The 15,787-nt window shown below is 64.3% G+C and carries 11 protein-coding genes; 8 read left to right on the top strand and 3 right to left on the bottom strand.

Annotated features, from left to right (window positions below; translation table 11 throughout):
• The first annotated feature begins 7 nt into the window (after positions 1 to 7).
• Entirely contained in the window at positions 8 to 955 is a 948-nt protein-coding gene (gene era, locus AQZ49_RS00970; protein WP_067611502.1) for a GTPase Era, read from the top strand.
• 225 nt (positions 956 to 1,180) lie between these two features.
• The gene (locus tag AQZ49_RS00965; protein WP_231738567.1) at positions 1,181 to 2,713 is read left to right on the top strand and encodes a glycosyltransferase family 39 protein; all 1,533 of its coding nucleotides are present in this window, start codon (positions 1,181 to 1,183) and stop codon (positions 2,711 to 2,713) included.
• A gap of 79 nt (positions 2,714 to 2,792) precedes the next feature.
• Here the strand turns inward: AQZ49_RS00965 and ahpF are convergent, their stop codons facing one another.
• Both ahpF and ahpC read right to left on the bottom strand, forming a co-directional pair.
• Entirely contained in the window at positions 2,793 to 4,349 is a 1,557-nt protein-coding gene (gene ahpF, locus AQZ49_RS00960; protein WP_067611500.1) for an alkyl hydroperoxide reductase subunit F, read from the bottom strand.
• Positions 4,350 to 4,552: 203 nt separating this feature from the next.
• Positions 4,553 to 5,116, bottom strand: coding sequence for an alkyl hydroperoxide reductase subunit C (ahpC, locus tag AQZ49_RS00955; RefSeq protein ID WP_067611497.1), 564 nt, complete (start codon positions 5,114 to 5,116; stop codon positions 4,553 to 4,555).
• Positions 5,117 to 5,443: 327 nt separating this feature from the next.
• Here ahpC and AQZ49_RS00950 point away from each other — a divergent pair, with 327 nt between their 5' ends.
• From AQZ49_RS00950 to AQZ49_RS00920, 6 genes are all read left to right on the top strand, one after another.
• On the top strand, positions 5,444 to 6,571 hold the full coding sequence (locus tag AQZ49_RS00950) for an HlyD family secretion protein (protein WP_067611495.1): 1,128 nt from the start codon (positions 5,444 to 5,446) through the stop codon (positions 6,569 to 6,571).
• Entirely contained in the window at positions 6,568 to 8,130 is a 1,563-nt protein-coding gene (locus tag AQZ49_RS00945) for an MDR family MFS transporter (protein WP_067611493.1), read from the top strand. The genes AQZ49_RS00950 and AQZ49_RS00945 overlap by 4 nt, the downstream gene beginning before the upstream one ends.
• Positions 8,130 to 9,578, top strand: coding sequence for an efflux transporter outer membrane subunit (locus AQZ49_RS00940; RefSeq protein WP_082701243.1), 1,449 nt, complete (start codon positions 8,130 to 8,132; stop codon positions 9,576 to 9,578). The genes AQZ49_RS00945 and AQZ49_RS00940 overlap by 1 nt, the downstream gene beginning before the upstream one ends.
• Before the next feature lie 273 nt (positions 9,579 to 9,851).
• Entirely contained in the window at positions 9,852 to 10,580 is a 729-nt protein-coding gene (locus AQZ49_RS00930) for a TetR/AcrR family transcriptional regulator (RefSeq protein ID WP_082701242.1), read from the top strand.
• Positions 10,581 to 10,739: 159 nt separating this feature from the next.
• Complete coding sequence (locus tag AQZ49_RS00925) at positions 10,740 to 12,947, top strand: RNA degradosome polyphosphate kinase (RefSeq protein ID WP_082701241.1); 2,208 nt, start codon at positions 10,740 to 10,742, stop codon at positions 12,945 to 12,947.
• Between the two features lie 40 nt (positions 12,948 to 12,987).
• Positions 12,988 to 14,463, top strand: a complete 1,476-nt coding sequence (locus AQZ49_RS00920; protein ID WP_067611491.1) for a Ppx/GppA family phosphatase — start codon at positions 12,988 to 12,990, stop codon at positions 14,461 to 14,463.
• Here the strand turns inward: AQZ49_RS00920 and AQZ49_RS00915 are convergent.
• Positions 14,460 to 15,743: a dipeptidase gene (locus AQZ49_RS00915; RefSeq protein WP_067612506.1), complete on the bottom strand. Its 1,284-nt coding sequence runs from the start codon at positions 15,741 to 15,743 to the stop codon at positions 14,460 to 14,462. The two genes, AQZ49_RS00920 and AQZ49_RS00915, sit on opposite strands and share 4 nt — an antisense overlap.
• Positions 15,744 to 15,787: the final 44 nt, after the last annotated feature.

Genomic DNA, 15,787 nt, shown 5'->3' with positions numbered 1-15,787 from the left:
ACAGATCATGTCGCAAACCCCACCTCCTCCCGCCGAAACGCCTGCCGTGTCGCCATCAGCCCCGCCCCGGCACTGCGGCCTTGTTGCGGTGATCGGCGCGCCCAACGCGGGCAAATCGACGCTGGTCAACGCGCTTGTCGGGCAAAAAGTCGCCATCGTGTCGAACAAGGCGCAGACCACGCGCGCGCGGCTGATGGGCATTGCGATCGAAGGCGCAGCGCAGATCATGCTGGTCGACACTCCTGGCCTGTTCGAACCGCGCCGTCGGCTCGACCGGGCAATGGTGCACGCCGCATGGGAAGGCGCGCAGGCCGCCGATGCCATCGTGCTGGTGGTCGATGCGCGAAAAAAGCGCCGCGACTATCTCGAACCGATCCTGGCTTCGCTCGCCACCCGGCCAGAACGGCGCATCCTGGTGCTGAACAAAGTCGATTCCACGCCCAAGGAACCCTTGCTGGTTGCCGCGCAGGAATTGAGCGCGGCAGGCGGGTTCGATGAAGTGTTCTTTGTCTCCGCGCTCACAGGCGACGGTGTGGCGGAGCTCAAGACCCGGCTGGCGCAGGCAATGCCCGCCGGGCCCTGGCACTATCCCGAAGACCAGGTGTCCGATGCATCCGAACGCCTGCTCGCCACCGAGATCACCCGCGAACAGCTCTATCGCCAGTTGCATGACGAATTGCCCTATGACAGCGCGGTGCGCCCCGAAAGCTATCAGACGCGCAAGGACGGTTCGATCGAGATCCATCAGCAGATCGTGATTGCGCGCGACAGCCAGCGGCCGATCGTGCTGGGCAAAGGCGGCGCGCGGCTCAAGGCGATCGGCGAAGCGGCGCGCCACGAGCTGGCCAGTTTGCTGGGAACACGCGTCCATTTGTTCCTTCACGTCAAGGTTGAGGAAAACTGGGCCGAGAGTCGTGAACTTTATGACGAGATCGGACTTGACTGGGTGCAGTGAAAGGCCTTGACAGCAATTGACCGGGCTGGCTCACACCGAATGTCAGGAAATCCGCGGGGGGCGCGGTGATGGCAATCGGTCGTTCATGTGCGGGCAATACAAGTCGCGGATATGAGCGACCGATACAATTCGTGACCGGTTGAAATTTGAAACGTGCGGCAATTTTCGCAAGGGAACGATCCAGCCGGGGCGTTGTGGGCCGGTGGATCTGGAGCAAGCTCTAAAATGCAGGAACTGGCGGGCGCGACATTTGTACCGGCGGCAACGGGGCTGCCGGCGCGCGTGCGTATCGGTTCTTTCGCAATTTCCGGCGCCTGGCTGACGCTGTTCCAATATGCGGCCATCACGCTGGCGTTCCGGCTGTTGCTGTTCGGCAATCCGCTCGTCCATGTCGATGAAGAATTTTACCTGCTGACCGCCGACCGGTGGGCGCAGGGCGCACTGCCGTTTGTCGATATCTGGGACCGCAAGCCGGTCGGCCTGTTCCTGCTCTATCGCCTGTTCCTGTCGATACCGGGCGACCCGGTGCAGGTTTACCAGTTGATCGGCGTGCTGGCCACGGCCACCACCGCGCTGCTGGTGCAGCGCATGGCACGCGAAATTGCCCGGCCGTCGTCGGCGTGGCTGGCAGGCGTCGTCTATATCTTTGCGATGCCCGCGTTCTCCTGTTCGTTCGGACAGGCGCCGGTGTTCTACAACCTGTTGATGGCCTATGCCGCGCTGCTGCTGGTCGAAGTGTGGAAACGGCCCGAGGCACCGCATCTGATAACCCGTGGCATCGGGATCATGGCGCTGGTCGGGCTGGCGCTGCAGATCAAGTATTCGGTGCTGTTTGAAGGCGTGGCGTTCGGCCTGATGTTGCTGGCGCGCGGGTGGGCCGATGTCTGGCCGTGGCGGCGGCTGGGTCTGGCCGGGCTGATCTGGGCGGGTGTTGCGCTGGCGCCGACTGTCATCGCCTATGCCGCCTATGCGGCAATCGGCCACGGGCAGGATTTCCTCCAGGCCAATTTCATCTCGATCCTGCAACGCCTGCCCGATGGCGATGCCTCGTGGTTTCGTCTGTTCACCCAGATGGTCGCGCTGACGCCGTTCTGGCTGGCCGTGCTGGTGGCCCCGCGCATGATGGCGATGCCGCGCCCGCGCCATCCGGTGGTGCCCGCCGTGTTGCGCACCTGGGCCGTGGCGGCGGTGATCGGGTATCTGGTGTTCGGCACCTGGTATGATCATTATGTCGCGCCGATGCTGACCCCGCTGGCAGTGCTGTCAGCGCCGGTGCTGGCGCGCGCGATCCCCGCCGAACGCTGGTTTGGCCGCCTGCTGCTGGTGGCGAGCGCGGTCGGCGGGCTGGCGGTGATGGGCATCCAGTTCAAGAACCACGGCACCACCGCGCAGTTCGAAGCGATGACGCGGCTAATCCGCAGCGAAATGCACGGCGGCTGTTTCTATCAGTTCGATGGCGAACCGGGCCTCTATCGCAGCGTCAACGCCTGCATTCCAACCCGCTATGCCTTTTCGACCCATCTCAACACCTGGACCGAGGCCCCGGCGATCGGCGTTGATACCGGGCGCGAAGTGGCGCGGATCATGATGTCGCACCCCGATGTGGTGCTGGTGGGCGAATGGAAGGCGGTCTATCTGCCCAATCATGTCACCCGTGCGGTGGTCGCCGACTTTCTGGCGCACGATTATGAACGCTACAGCGGGTTCGTGCTCGGCACGCACCATTTCGGGCTCTACCGGCTGAAACACCCGCGCTGAACCGCCCTTACCAGACGAATGCGGCCCCCAAGCGGCGATATGTCGATGGGGGCCGAACACTCTTGCCAGTTTGTTGCGATCAGTGGCGGATCAGATAGTCGAACGCCGACAGCGCCGCCTTGCTGCCTTCACCCATCGCGATCACGATCTGCTTGTAGGGGACGGTGGTCACATCGCCCGCGGCAAACACGCCGTGAAGGCTTGTTTCACCACGCGCATCGATTTCGATCTCGCCCCGGTTGCTCAGCGCGATCGAGCCCTTGAGCCATTCGGTGTTGGGCACCAGCCCGATCTGCACAAAGATCCCTTCGAGATGGATCGTGTGATCGTCCCCGGTGGTGCGATCGCGATAGACCAGCCCGGTCACCTTGTGGCCATCGCCAAGCACTTCGGTGCTGAGCGCCGACACCAGGATGGTGACATTGGGCAGGCTTCGCAGCTTGTCCTGCAGCACTGCATCGGCACGCAGCACACCGTCGTATTCGATCAGCGTGACATGGGCGACGATCCCGGCCAGATCGATGGCAGCCTCGACCCCCGAATTGCCGCCGCCAATCACCGCGACCCGCTTGCCCTTGTACAGTGGACCATCGCAATGCGGGCAATAGGCCACGCCCTTGTTGCGGTATTCGTCTTCACCGGGCACGCCCATCTGCCGCCAGCGCGCGCCGGTTGACAGGATCACGGTCTTGGCGCGCACGCTCGCGCCGTTTTCCAGTTCGATGGTTGCCAATCCGTCACCATTGGCGGGTTTGAGCGCGACCGCCTTTTGCAGGTTCATCACGTCGACATCGTAATCCTTGACGTGCTGTTCCAGATGCGCGGCCAGCTTTGGCCCTTCGGTGTGCGACACCGAGATGAAATTTTCGATGCCCATCGTGTCCAGCACTTGTCCGCCAAAGCGTTCGGCCACCACGCCGGTGCGGATGCCCTTGCGCGCGGCATAGATCGCTGCCGCCGCGCCGGCGGGGCCGCCACCGACCACCAGCACGTCGAACGGGTCCTTCGCGGCGATCTTTTCCGCCGCGCGGGCGATCGAGCCGGTGTCGAGCTTCGCAACGATCTGGGCCAGATCCATGCGGCCCTGGCCGAACGGTTCGCCGTTGAGGAACACCGTCGGCACGGCCATGATCTTGCGCCGTTCGACTTCATCCTGGAACAGCGCACCGTCGATCGCGACATGGCTGACATTGGGATTGAACGCCGACAGGATGTTGAGCGCCTGCACCACGTCGGGGCAGTTCTGGCAGGTCAGCGAAAAGAACGTTTCAAAATGCAGCGGGCCATCGAGAGCACGCGCCTGATCGAGCAGGTCGGCGTCTTCCTTGGGCGGATGACCGCCGACATGGAGCAGTGCCAGGATCAGCGAGGTGAATTCGTGGCCCAGCGGCAGCCCGGCAAACACCACGCGGGCCGGACCGGCATCGGCGCGGATGGCAAAGCTGGGGCGACGGGCATCGGTGCCGTCAAGGCGGGCAGAGACTTTGTCGGACAGCGCGGCGATCTCTTCGACCAGCGCACGCGTATCGGCCGACTTGGCATCGTCTCCAAGGCTGGCGACCAGTTCGATCGGCCGCCGCAGATTGACGAGCAGACCCTTGAGTTGGGTAGTAGTGGCAGCGTCGAGAATGGACATGGCGATCACTCTTGGTTGTGGGGTGTGGGCATGGAAAAGCCCCCGCCGATGCACAAGGCACACGGCGAATATCGGTATTCACGGATCATTTGGGAAGACGGTGTCGGGTGATGCCCCAAAAGGAAGGGGCACCACCCGACTGAACCGGCGCGTCCGCGCAAAGGGGCGGCGTGGACGCTGCCGGCAACAGCAATCAGGACAAATCAGATCTTGCCGACGAGATCGATCGACGGAGCAAGCGTTTCATCGCCTTCTTCCCACTTGGCCGGGCAAACCTGGCCGGGGTGTTCGCGCCAGTACTTCGCGGCCTTGATCTTGCGCACGAGTTCTTCGGCATTGCGGCCCACGCCTTCGGGGGTGATTTCGACAAGCTGCACCGTGCCGTCGGGATCGACCACGAACGTGCCACGGTCGGCCAGACCGACGCCTTCGCGAAGGATGTTGAAGTTGTTCGACAGCGTGTGGTTCTGGTCACCGACCAGGTAATAGTTGATCTTGCCGATCGCCGGGCTGCTGTCGTGCCAGGCCTTGTGGCTGAAATGGGTGTCGGTCGAAACACCGTAGACTTCGACGCCCAGCGTCTGCAGTTCGGCATACTTGTCGGCCAGGTCTTCCAGTTCGGTCGGGCAGACAAAGGTGAAATCGGCCGGGTAGAAGAAGAACACCGCCCATTTGCCGGCAACGTCCGCTTCGGTCAGGTCGACAAACTTGCCCTGATGATAGGCGGTGTTCGCGAACGGTTTGATCTTGGATCCAACGATCGACATGTTTGACAGGTCCCTTGAATGCGCCCCCTGTGGGGCATGGTGGAGTAATTCCGACACCAGAGGTAGGCGCTTGCATCGCGCATTTCCAATGATCAATTCTGGGCAGATAGATTGACGTTCTCGATCAATCGACACCTGCTTGAGCGGTGTTTGCGCAAAAACGCCGTTCATACGTCCGGGATGGCACTTTCCCCATCGAGTTTGTGCGGTTTTTGCAAGCGTTGGTGAGTAAGTTGCACTTGAAAGCCAGCGCGACACGTCCCAATTGGCAAAAAAGAACGAATTCGTTCCATTAATTTTCCGCACCCAATCGCTTCAGGATCCCCCATGAGCACCGAGCCCGAAACTTTGCCGACAACGGAAAATTCCACCAGACGGCGCCTGCTGGGCCGTGTTGCGATCGTTGCTGCGGTGATCGGTGGGGCGATCGGCGTCTATGCCTATGTGGGGTACCTCAACCACGGGCAATATGTGCAATCGACCGATGACGCCTACGTCAAGGCGGATTCCATCACGGTCAGTTCCAAGCTGTCAGGCTATGTGCGCGCGGTCAAAGTGGCCGACAACCAGCCGGTCAAGGCGGGCGATCTGCTGGTCGAAGTCGATCCCACCGACTATCGCATCAAGCTCAGCCAGGCCAGCGCGCAGGAAAACCTTGCTCGCGCCGGTGAAGCGCTGAACCGCGCCGGGATTGTCGAGGCCGAAGCCGGTGTGGCGCAGGCCAAGGCCGCGCTGACGACCGCCGCGCGCGATCTTGCCTATTACAACGGCGAAGTCGCGCGCTATCGCCCGCTCGTCGCGTCCGGATCGGAACCGAAGCAGACGCTCGACCAGATGGCCAGCAGCCGCGACAAGGCCGCCGCCACGGTCGCCGCGCAACAGGCCTCGCTCGCCGCCGCCAATGGCAAGCTCGAAGCGGCGAAGGCCCAACTGGGCCAGGCCGGGGCACAGATCGAGGCCGCCCGCGCCCAGGCGGATTCCGCGCGCACTGATCTTGCCACCACACGGCTGATCGCGCCGGTGCCGGGAACTGTGGCATCCTCGTCTGTACGGGTGGGCCAGTTCGTCCAGCCCGGCCAGCGCCTGCTGTCGATCGTTCCGGTCCAGGCGATCTATGTCGAGGCCAATTTCAAGGAAACCCAGATCGGCCTGATGCGCCCCGGACAGCCCGCGACGATCGAGGTTGACGCCTTGCCCGGCGTGTCGTTCCACGGTCGTGTCGAAAGCGTGACCCCCGGCACCGGCGCGACCTTTTCGCTGATCCCGCCGCAGAACGCGACGGGCAACTTCACCAAGATCGTGCAGCGGGTGCCGGTGCGCATCCGCATCGATGCCGGCCCCGAAGCACGCCGCGTGCTGGTGCCCGGCCTGTCGCTGACGGTCGATGTGGATACTGTCGGCGCGCGCGGCGCGATCCACCAGATCCGCCGCGAGGAAACGCGGACCGCCCGATGAGTGCGGCCCGGCCCCCTGCCCCGCAAGGCGCGCAAAATGCCGATATCACCGCGTGGCTGGCGGTGGTGGCGGGCGCGATCGGCGCGCTGATGGCGACGCTCGACATTTCGATCGTCAATTCCTCGTTGCCGACCATCCAGGGCGAAATCGGTGCATCGTCGACCGAGGGCACCTGGATCGCGACATCCTATCTGGTGTCGGAAATCGTCATCATCCCGTTGACTGCGTGGCTTGAACGGGTGTTCGGGCTGCGGCGGTTCCTGTTGATCATGGCGTCGCTGTTCATGGGCTTTTCGATGGCCTGTGGGTTTTCATCGAACCTGACCGAGATGATCATCGGCCGGGTTGGCCAGGGTTTCACCGGCGGCGCGATGATCCCTACCGGGATGACCATCATTGCCACCCGCCTGCCCCGCCACCAGCAACCGATCGGCACCGCGTTGTTTGGCTCGACCCTGATCATGGGCCCGGTGTTCGGGCCGCTGCTCGGTGGCTGGCTGACCGAGAACTATAGCTGGCACTATGCCTTTTTCATCAACCTGCCGATCTGCGCAGTGCTGATGACGTTCCTGGTGGTCGGGCTGAAGCATCAGTCGATGAAACTCGATGAGCTGAAAGAGGCCGACTGGCTGGGCATCGTGGGCATGGCCGCGGGCCTTGGCGGGCTGACCGTGGTGCTCGAAGAGGGCAACCGGGAACAGTGGTTTGATTCCACGCTGATCTGGCGCCTGACCGGGGTGACCATCGTGGGCTTTGTGCTGATCGGGCTGGGACAGATCTATGCCAAGCGCCCGGTGGTCAAACTGGCGCTGTTGCGCAACCGGGCATTTGCGGCTGTGTTCGTGCTGGGTTTGCTGATCGGCGCGGTGCTCTATGGCACATCCTATGTCATCCCGCAGTTTCTGGCCGCCATTGCAGGGTACAATGCCCAGCAATCGGGCGGCGTGGTGTTCCTGTCAGGGATACCCGCGGCGATGATGATGCCGCTGTTTCCGTTGCTGGTGACGCGGATCGACCTGCGAGTGGCGGTCATGGGCGGCATGCTGCTGATGGCGGCCTGTTGCTGGTTCGATTCCGATCTGACCATCCAGTCGACCGGGTCGGCGTTTGTGGCTTCGCAACTGATGCGTGGCCTCGGCCAGGTGTTCGCGATGCTGTTTCTCAACCAGGCAGCGATCGCCAGCGTCAAGCAGAACGAGGCGGGCGATGCCTCGGGCCTGTTCAACGCCGCGCGCAACCTTGGCGGATCGATCGCGCTGGCGCTACTGGCAACCTTGCAGGAACGTCGCGAGGATTTTCATCACTGGACGCTGTTTAGCGCAATTCCGGCCAATGGCACCGATGTCCAGGCCTGGGTTGCCAGTCAGACGCAGGGCGTGGGCAACGATGCCACGCTCGGCGCGTTGCAATCGATCAACGGCATTGTCGAACAACAGGCGATGGTGATGGGTTTCAACGATCAATTCGTCGCGCTGGCGGTTTCCATCACTGTCGTGATCCCGCTTGTCCTGCTCCTGCGCCCGCTGCCCAAGGGCCACCACAAAATGGCGATGCACTGATGCCCGCGTTCCCGATCCCGACCCGCCCACGCCTGCTGGTTTTCCCGCTGGCAACTGCCCTGCTGGCCGGTTGTGCCGCCGTGGGGCCCAATTGGCACGGCGCACCGGCGGCCGCGCCCGATGCCGCCGCGCGCGGGCATTTTGTGCGCGCCGACGAAGCGGTAACCCCTGCCCCGCCGGTGGCACAATGGTGGCAGGCGCTGGGCGACCCGGTGCTCGATGATCTGGAACGGCGCGCGCTGGCCGGATCGCCCGACCTGGCCGCCGCACGGGCCCGCATCGACAGCGCACGTGCAGCCCTGTCGGTGGCCAAGGCCGCCCAATTGCCCACCGTCGGCGTCAGCGCGGTGGCCGGTGATGTCTCGCTGCCCGGCGCGCTGCTGTCGCGCAACGGCCGGTTATCCGAACAGGTTTACGGCGACGATTTCCAGGCCTCGTGGGAAGTCGACTTGTTCGGCGCCAACCGCCGCCGCACCGAATCCGCGCGCGACCGGGCGGCAGCCGCCGATGCCTCGGCCGCCGATGTCGCGGTGTCGCTGTCGGCCGAAGTGGCGCGTGTCTATGTCGAACTGCGCGCCGAACAGGCCAGCGCGGCGGTGCTCGACCGGCAGGTGGCCTGCGATGAAGACGTGTTGCGCCACGCGCGCGACCGCTTTGCCGGGGGCACCGTGGCCGATCAGTCGGTCGACAGCGCGCGTTCGACGCTGGCCCAGAGCAAGAGCGATCTGTCGGATTCGCGCGCACGGATTGCCGCCGATGCCGACCAGTTGGCCGTGCTGATCGGGCAGGAACCGGGTGCGCTCGATTCGCTGATCGCGACACCCGCCCCTGTGCCGAACGTGCCCGCCACGGTTGCGGTGGGCGACCCTGCGCGCCTGTTACGCCACCGGCCCGATATTCGCGCTGCCGAAAACCAGTTGGCGGCGGCCAATGCCGATCTTGGCGCGCGCATCGCCGACCGCCTTCCCACGATCAGCTTTACCGGCATCCTCGGTCTGGGCGGCACCAGTGTGGGTGATGCATTCAGCCCCTCGACGCTGATCGGGCTGATCGCGCCGCAGATCAAATGGAACGCATTCGACGGCGGGCGCGGCGCTGCACAAGTGCGCGCGGCACGCGGCGCGCTGGCCGAGGCGGACGCCACTTATCGGTCCAAGGTGTTGTCGGCGCTCGACGATGCCGAAGGCGCACTGACGCGGTTTGGCGCCGCACGCCGGGCCTATGGCCATGCGGTCGAGCAACGCGAAGCGGCCGAGCATCTCGCCGGGCTGCAGGCGGGCCGCGCTGCGGGAGGCACGCTGGCACGCGCCGATGTGCTGACGGCGGACCGTCAGGCGTTGCGCGCACAACTGGGCACCGTGTCGGCACAGGCGCAATTGACCACCGATTTCATCGCGGTTGAAAAGGCGCTGGGCCTTGGCTGGGACAACGCGCAACCGCAGAAATGAGCCGTTTGCGTTCCATTTATTGGACTTGACCATGTCAAATTTTCAGGCAGACTTTGTTCCCATAAAGCCAACAAGGCATGAAGGTGGGACGGATGAGCTGGGTATCGACAATGGGTCGCCGCTTTTTGCAGGCGTATTCCGAAGGGCTGGTGATGACTTGCCCGTTGCATCGCGCAGGCGACACCGACACGGCGCAGGGCGCGATGCCGGCAGCAATCGACCGGTCGCAGGATAATGTCCGTGCGACCCTCCGCCCCGAATTCGCCGCGTCCTATGAAGGACAGGCCTTCAGTTCCGTTCGCCACTGACAATTTCGCGACGGTTCCAGACGCGGGCGCCGATCAGGCGGGTATCGAAGACCACGCGCTTGACGCAGTAGCCGCGCGGCGCGGGCGGCCCTCGATTGCCGAGGCAGAGGCGCTGTCCGGGCGCATTCTCGACGCCAGTTGGGACATCCTGCTTTCCGGCGGGTTTGAAAACTTTACCTTCGACCGCGTGGCGCGTCATGCCCATATCGGCAAGGCGACGATCTATTCGCGGTTTCCCGGCAAAGCAGACCTGATGCGCGCGCTGCTGTTGCGGCGGATCGAACAGCGCACCGCCCAGATCAGGCAGGAAGGGTCCGACCTGCCGACCGCGACGGCCTTCCTGCTGCGTGCGACCAACACCATGAAAATGCTGTTTTCGCCCGATGGCGTGCTCACCGAACGGCTGATCGACTGGCTCGATCAGGAAAGCGGCGAAGGCCTGACGATGCGTGCCGAGGCCTATCGCAATGCCATTGAATCGATCGCCCAGGCGCTTGTCCGTGGTCCCGACGCCGCCGATCACCGGGTGCCCGATGTCGAATTGGCGGCACGTCTGTGGCTTGAAGGCTTGCTGGGCCACGCCCGCCTCGCCTATACCGAAGGGGCCTCATCGCCTGCGGAAATCGAGCGTTGGGCGACGAACTATACACGGTTCTTCTTTGCCGGCCTGCGCGCCATGCAGCCGGGGGCATGACGACCGGCCGCGATGAATAACCGTAGCCCTGAATAACCGAGCCCTGAATAACCGTGGCCGTGAATAACTGTGACAATGCACCCGACCGGCTTGCCATCACCGAGCCGACGCGTGCAAAGACGCCAGGCACCGACGCAAAGGAGTCATGAAAACGCAATCATGGTGGAATCCAGCCACGCAGCTTCGCATCTGGCCAAGTCGAAATCGGCGCCGACAGGCGATTCGGATATCGCCCATGATTCGTCCGCCCTGCCCGCCGACCGATTTTTCAACCGCGAACTGAGCTGGTTGCAATTCAACCGGCGCGTGCTCGCCGAGGCGAAAAATCCCAATTACCCTTTGCTCGAACGCCTGCGGTTCCTGTCGATTTCGGGCAGCAATCTCGACGAATTCATGATGGTGCGCGTCGCCGGGCTGGCCGCGCAAGTGCGCCGCCAGATCGATGAAGTGTCGATCGACGGGCTGTCTGCCGGCCAGCAATTGCAGGCAATTCATGCCGCGATCAGCGAACTGGTCGGCGCGCAATACGACATCTTCACCGATCTGGTCGCCGCGCTGGACCGGCAGGGCATCAGGTTGATCACCAACCGGCGGCTGGAAAAGTCCGAAGCGGATTTCCTGAGCGAATATTTCCTGGCCCGCGTGCAACCCGCGCTGACCCCGCAGGCGATCGATCCCGCGCACCCGTTCCCGTTCATCGCCAACCAGGGCAGCGGTATCCTGTTTTCGCTGGTGCGGGTGGCCGATGGCGCCCCGGTCAACGAAATGGTGCTGATCCCCCCGGCCCTGCCGCGCTATGTGCGCCTGCCCGGTCAACCGGCGACGTGGATCGGCATCGAAGAGCTGATCCGGCGCAAGGCAGCGCGCCTATTTCCCGGCTTCCGCATCCTCAGCAGCGGCATTTTCCGGGTCCTGCGCGACAGCGACATGGAAATCGAGGAAGATGCCGAAGATCTGGTACGCTATTTCCGCACCGCGATCCAGCGCCGCCGGCGCGGGCGGGTCATCCTGCTGACCATCGAGGACAGGTTCGATCCCGCAGCCGAGGCCATGTTGCGTGACAAGTTGCGGCTGGGCCCCGATCAGGTGATCAAGGCGCGCGGGCCGCTGTCGATGGTCGGCCTGTCGGCGCTGGTCGACGAAGAACGCCCCGATCTGAAATTCGAACCCTACAGCCCGCGCTATCCCGAGCGCGTTCTCGAACATGATGGCGACTGCTTCGCGGCGATCCGCGAAAAGGATATCGTCATCCAGCATCCGTTCGAAAGCTTTGACGTGGTGGTTGATTTTCTCCACCAGGCCGCCGCCGATCCCGATGTCGTGGCGATCAAACAGACGCTCTATCGCGCGGGCAAGCAATCGGCGGTGATCGCCGCGCTGATCGCAGCGGCCGAAGCGGGCAAATCGGTGACCGCCGTGGTCGAACTGAAAGCGCGCTTCGACGAGGAACAGAACCTGCACTGGGCCAGCCAGCTCGAAAATGCCGGGGTCCAGGTGATCTATGGCTTTGTCGACTGGAAGACCCACGCCAAAGTGTCGATGGTGGTGCGCCGCGAAGGCGATGGCTATCGCACCTACTGCCACTTTGGTACCGGCAACTATCATCCGTTGACAGCGCGGGTCTACACCGACCTGTCGTTCTTTACCGCCGATCCACGCTTTTGCCGCGATGCCGGGCTGCTGTTCAATTTCATCACCGGCTATATCGAGCCCAAGGGCACCGAAATGCTGGCGATCTCGCCCGGTGGCGTGCGCGCCAAGCTGTATGAATGCATCGACCGCGAAACCGCCTATGCGCGGGCGGGCAAACCGGCGGCGATCTGGGCCAAGCTGAACGCGTTGACCGATCCCGACCTGATCGACCGGCTCTATCTGGCCAGTCGCGCGGGCGTGCAGATTGCGCTGGTGGTGCGCGGCATCTGCTGCCTGAAACCGGGGATTGCCGGACTGTCGGATACCATCACGGTCAAATCGGTGATCGGGCGGTTTCTCGAACACAGCCGTATCTGGGCGTTCGGCAACGGGGCGGCGCTGCCCAATCGGCGCGCGCGCGTGTTCATTTCCTCGGCCGACGGGATGAGCCGCAACCTCGATCGCCGGGTCGAGGTCCTGGTGCCGATCCGCAACAGCACGGTGCATGACCAGGTGCTCGATCAGGTCATGCTGGCCAACCTGCTCGACACCGAACAAAGCTGGCAACTGGACGGCACCGGGCAGTACCATCGCGTAGAGCCGGGAATACAGCCCTTCAACGTGCATCGCTATTTCATGACCAACCCGTCGTTGTCGGGCCGTGGCGCGGCCTTGACCAAAGGCCGCAAAGTGCCAAAGCTGGCCTTGCGTCGCGGCGGCGCGGCAACGGCCTGAGCACACCTGAGCACACCTGAGCACTAGGGCGGACACAAACATGACCACGTCTGACCGCCGCACGGCACGCGGGCCCATGCGCGCCATTGTCGATATCGGTTCAAACACCGTGCGGCTTGTCATCTACGGCGGGCCATTGCGCGCACCCGCCGTGCTGCACAACGAAAAAGTCACCGCCCGGCTGGGCAAGGGCGTGGCTGAAAACGGCCTGCTGGGCACGCGCGCCACCACCAGCGTGCTGGCCGCGCTGGCGCGCTATCGCGTGCTGTTGCAATTGAAGGGCGTCGAACGCGTCGATGTCGTGGCGACGGCGGCGGTGCGTGATGCCATCAACGGCGGCGCCTTTCTCGAACGCGTGGCGGCGATGGGGTTTTCCCCGCGCCTGTTGAGCGGCGAACAGGAAGCGGTGACCAGCGCGCACGGCGTGCTGGGCGCGTTCCCCGGCGCCAGCGGCGTGGTCGGCGATCTGGGCGGCGGCAGCCTGGAACTGGTCGATATCGATGGCGACACCTGTCGCCATGGCGTATCGATGCCGCTGGGCACGTTGCGGCTGGGGCGGTTGCGCGCCGCTGGTGACCGCGCCTTTGGTCAGCAAGTGGCCAAGGCGCTGAAAAAGGCCGACTGGGCCGCCGAACCGGGCAGCACACTCTATCTGGTGGGCGGATCGCTGCGCGCGTTTGCGCGGTTTGCCATGGCCCGGCTGGAATGGCCGATCGACGATCCGCACGGATTTGTGCTCGACCCTGCCGATGGCTTGCGCATCGCGCGCGCGCTGGCGCGGCGCAAACCCGAAACCTTGCGTCCCCTGCCGGGCATTTCCACCGCGCGGATGAACAGCCTGCCCGACACGGCGGCCTTGCTGGCCGTACTGATCCGGCGGCTGCAACCGGGAAAACTGGTGTTTTCGGCTTGGGGCCTGCGCGAAGGCCTGCTCTATGAGGACATGCCTGCCGGCATTCGCGGGCAGGACCCGCTGGTGGCCGGCATGTCGGCATTTGTCCAGGAACACGGCATTCCGGCGCAGATCGGCGCGATGGTGGCAGGATGGACCGTGGCCGCCGCGCCGCCTTCGGGGGTTGAACGGCGCGAGCGATTGCGCCTGGCCGCGACGATGCTGTGCCTCGCCTCGGCAGTGGTGGAGCCCAACTTGCGCGGCGATATCGCGCGCGACTGGGCCTTGCGCAAACGCTGGATCGGCGCAACGACCACCGAACGGGTGATGCTGGCGGTGGCAATGCTGGGCCATGCCGGGCGGCTCGATGTGCCCCCCGCGCTGGCCGCGCTGATCACGCCCGCCGCGCTGCGCGAAGCGCAGACCTGGGGCCTGGCGACACGGCTATGCCGCCGGTTCAGCACGTGCGCGCCGCAAAGCCTGACCGACAGCCAGTTGACCGTCGAAGGCACGCGCCTGGTGCTGAGCGTGCAGCCTGCGCTGGCCGCGCTGGTCAACGAAGGCGTCGAGCGTGATTTGCGCGCACTCGCCACACACCTGGGGCTCAAGGCCGAAGTGCGTTAACCGACTTTGTCGCCCGGCGCCGCTGCCTCACGCGCGGCCTCGGCTTGCGCGGCGGCCAGCACGCGCAGCACATTGCCCGACCAGATCTTGGCAATATCCTCGCGCGTATAGCCCGCCTTGAGCAGCGCTTGGGTAATCTTGGGCAGACTGGCCACATCTTCCAGCCCGACCACGCCGCCACCGCCATCCCAATCGGCGCCGATGCCGACATGATCGACCCCGGCAACCTTGATTGCGTGCAGCAAGTTGGCCATCACGTCGTCGAATGTCGGGGCATCGATCAGCGGATAGCGCGCCTCGATCGCGTGCCGCTCGGCGATGAAGGCGGCGTGTTCGTCGGCCGACAGCGCGCGGCTTTCGGGATATTTCGCCTCCAGCGCCTTGAACGCCGCGGCGGCCGCAGGATCGCGCTTTTCGGCTTTTACATAGACGGTGTTGATCTGAATCACGCCGCCTTGTGCCGACAGCAATTGCAGATGGGCATCGTCGATGTTGCGCGGATGATCAAACACCGCCCGGCACCCCGAATGAGTCAGGATGACCGGCGCCTTCGACAGCGTCAGCGCATCGTCGAGCGCCTTGTCCGAACTGTGCGACAGATCGGGCACCACGCCGATCCGGTTCATTTCGGCCAGCAACGCCTTGCCCGCCGGGCTCAGCCCGCCCCATTTTTCGGTATCGGTGGCGCTGTCGGCGAACTGGTTGTTGCGGAAATGTGCAAAGCCCGAAATCCGCACACCCAGCCGATAGAACGTGTCGATCAGCGTGACGTCATCGCCCAGCGGCCAGGCGTTTTCGATCGACAGATAGACAACGATGCGGCCCGATGCCGCGATCGGCGCCGCATCCGCCGCCTTGTCGGCCAGGGCAAACACCTGCGGGTGGGCGGCGACCATTTCGCGGATCTTGACGCCACGCATGATCGCCGCATCGCGTGCGGCCCGCGTCGCCTCGGGCGTCAACGGGCCCTGCGGCGTATAGATCGCCCAGAACCCGCCATCGAGATGCCCCTCTTTCATGCGCGGCACATCGACCGTGCTGAAATCGCGTTTGGCATCATGGCGATCCATGATCGACCAACCGGGAATTTCCAGAAGCATCGGCGTGTCGAGATGGGTGTCGAGCGTCAGCAGCGACCGATGCACGCGCAAGGCCTCGGGCGAAACCTGGGCAACGGCCGGCGCATGCGGTTTGACCGGACGCGCGACCAACGGGGCGGCGCCAAGCGCGCAAACCAGCGCAAAACCGGAACAGGCGGCAATTCGGATCGATCGGATCATCGTCATTCCCTTGACCCGGACCGCGCACCGATCCGGCCTATCAT

Source organism: Novosphingobium sp. FSW06-99, assembly GCF_001519065.1.
GTDB lineage: Bacteria > Pseudomonadota > Alphaproteobacteria > Sphingomonadales > Sphingomonadaceae > Novosphingobium.
This window is presented reverse-complemented; position numbering and strand designations above follow the sequence as displayed.

Coding starts and splice junctions, on each gene's coding strand:
- AQZ49_RS00945 (WP_067611493.1), top strand. CDS start 6,568: ATGAGTGCGGCCCGGCCCCCTGCCCCGCAAGGCGCGCAAAATGCCGAT.
- era (WP_067611502.1), top strand. CDS start 8: ATGTCGCAAACCCCACCTCCTCCCGCCGAAACGCCTGCCGTGTCGCCA.
- AQZ49_RS00925 (WP_082701241.1), top strand. CDS start 10,740: ATGGTGGAATCCAGCCACGCAGCTTCGCATCTGGCCAAGTCGAAATCG.
- AQZ49_RS00920 (WP_067611491.1), top strand. CDS start 12,988: ATGACCACGTCTGACCGCCGCACGGCACGCGGGCCCATGCGCGCCATT.
- AQZ49_RS00965 (WP_231738567.1), top strand. CDS start 1,181: ATGCAGGAACTGGCGGGCGCGACATTTGTACCGGCGGCAACGGGGCTG.
- AQZ49_RS00940 (WP_082701243.1), top strand. CDS start 8,130: ATGCCCGCGTTCCCGATCCCGACCCGCCCACGCCTGCTGGTTTTCCCG.
- ahpC (WP_067611497.1), bottom strand. CDS start 5,116: ATGTCGATCGTTGGATCCAAGATCAAACCGTTCGCGAACACCGCCTAT.
- AQZ49_RS00930 (WP_082701242.1), top strand. CDS start 9,852: ATGAAGGACAGGCCTTCAGTTCCGTTCGCCACTGACAATTTCGCGACG.
- AQZ49_RS00950 (WP_067611495.1), top strand. CDS start 5,444: ATGAGCACCGAGCCCGAAACTTTGCCGACAACGGAAAATTCCACCAGA.
- AQZ49_RS00915 (WP_067612506.1), bottom strand. CDS start 15,743: ATGATCCGATCGATCCGAATTGCCGCCTGTTCCGGTTTTGCGCTGGTT.
- ahpF (WP_067611500.1), bottom strand. CDS start 4,349: ATGTCCATTCTCGACGCTGCCACTACTACCCAACTCAAGGGTCTGCTC.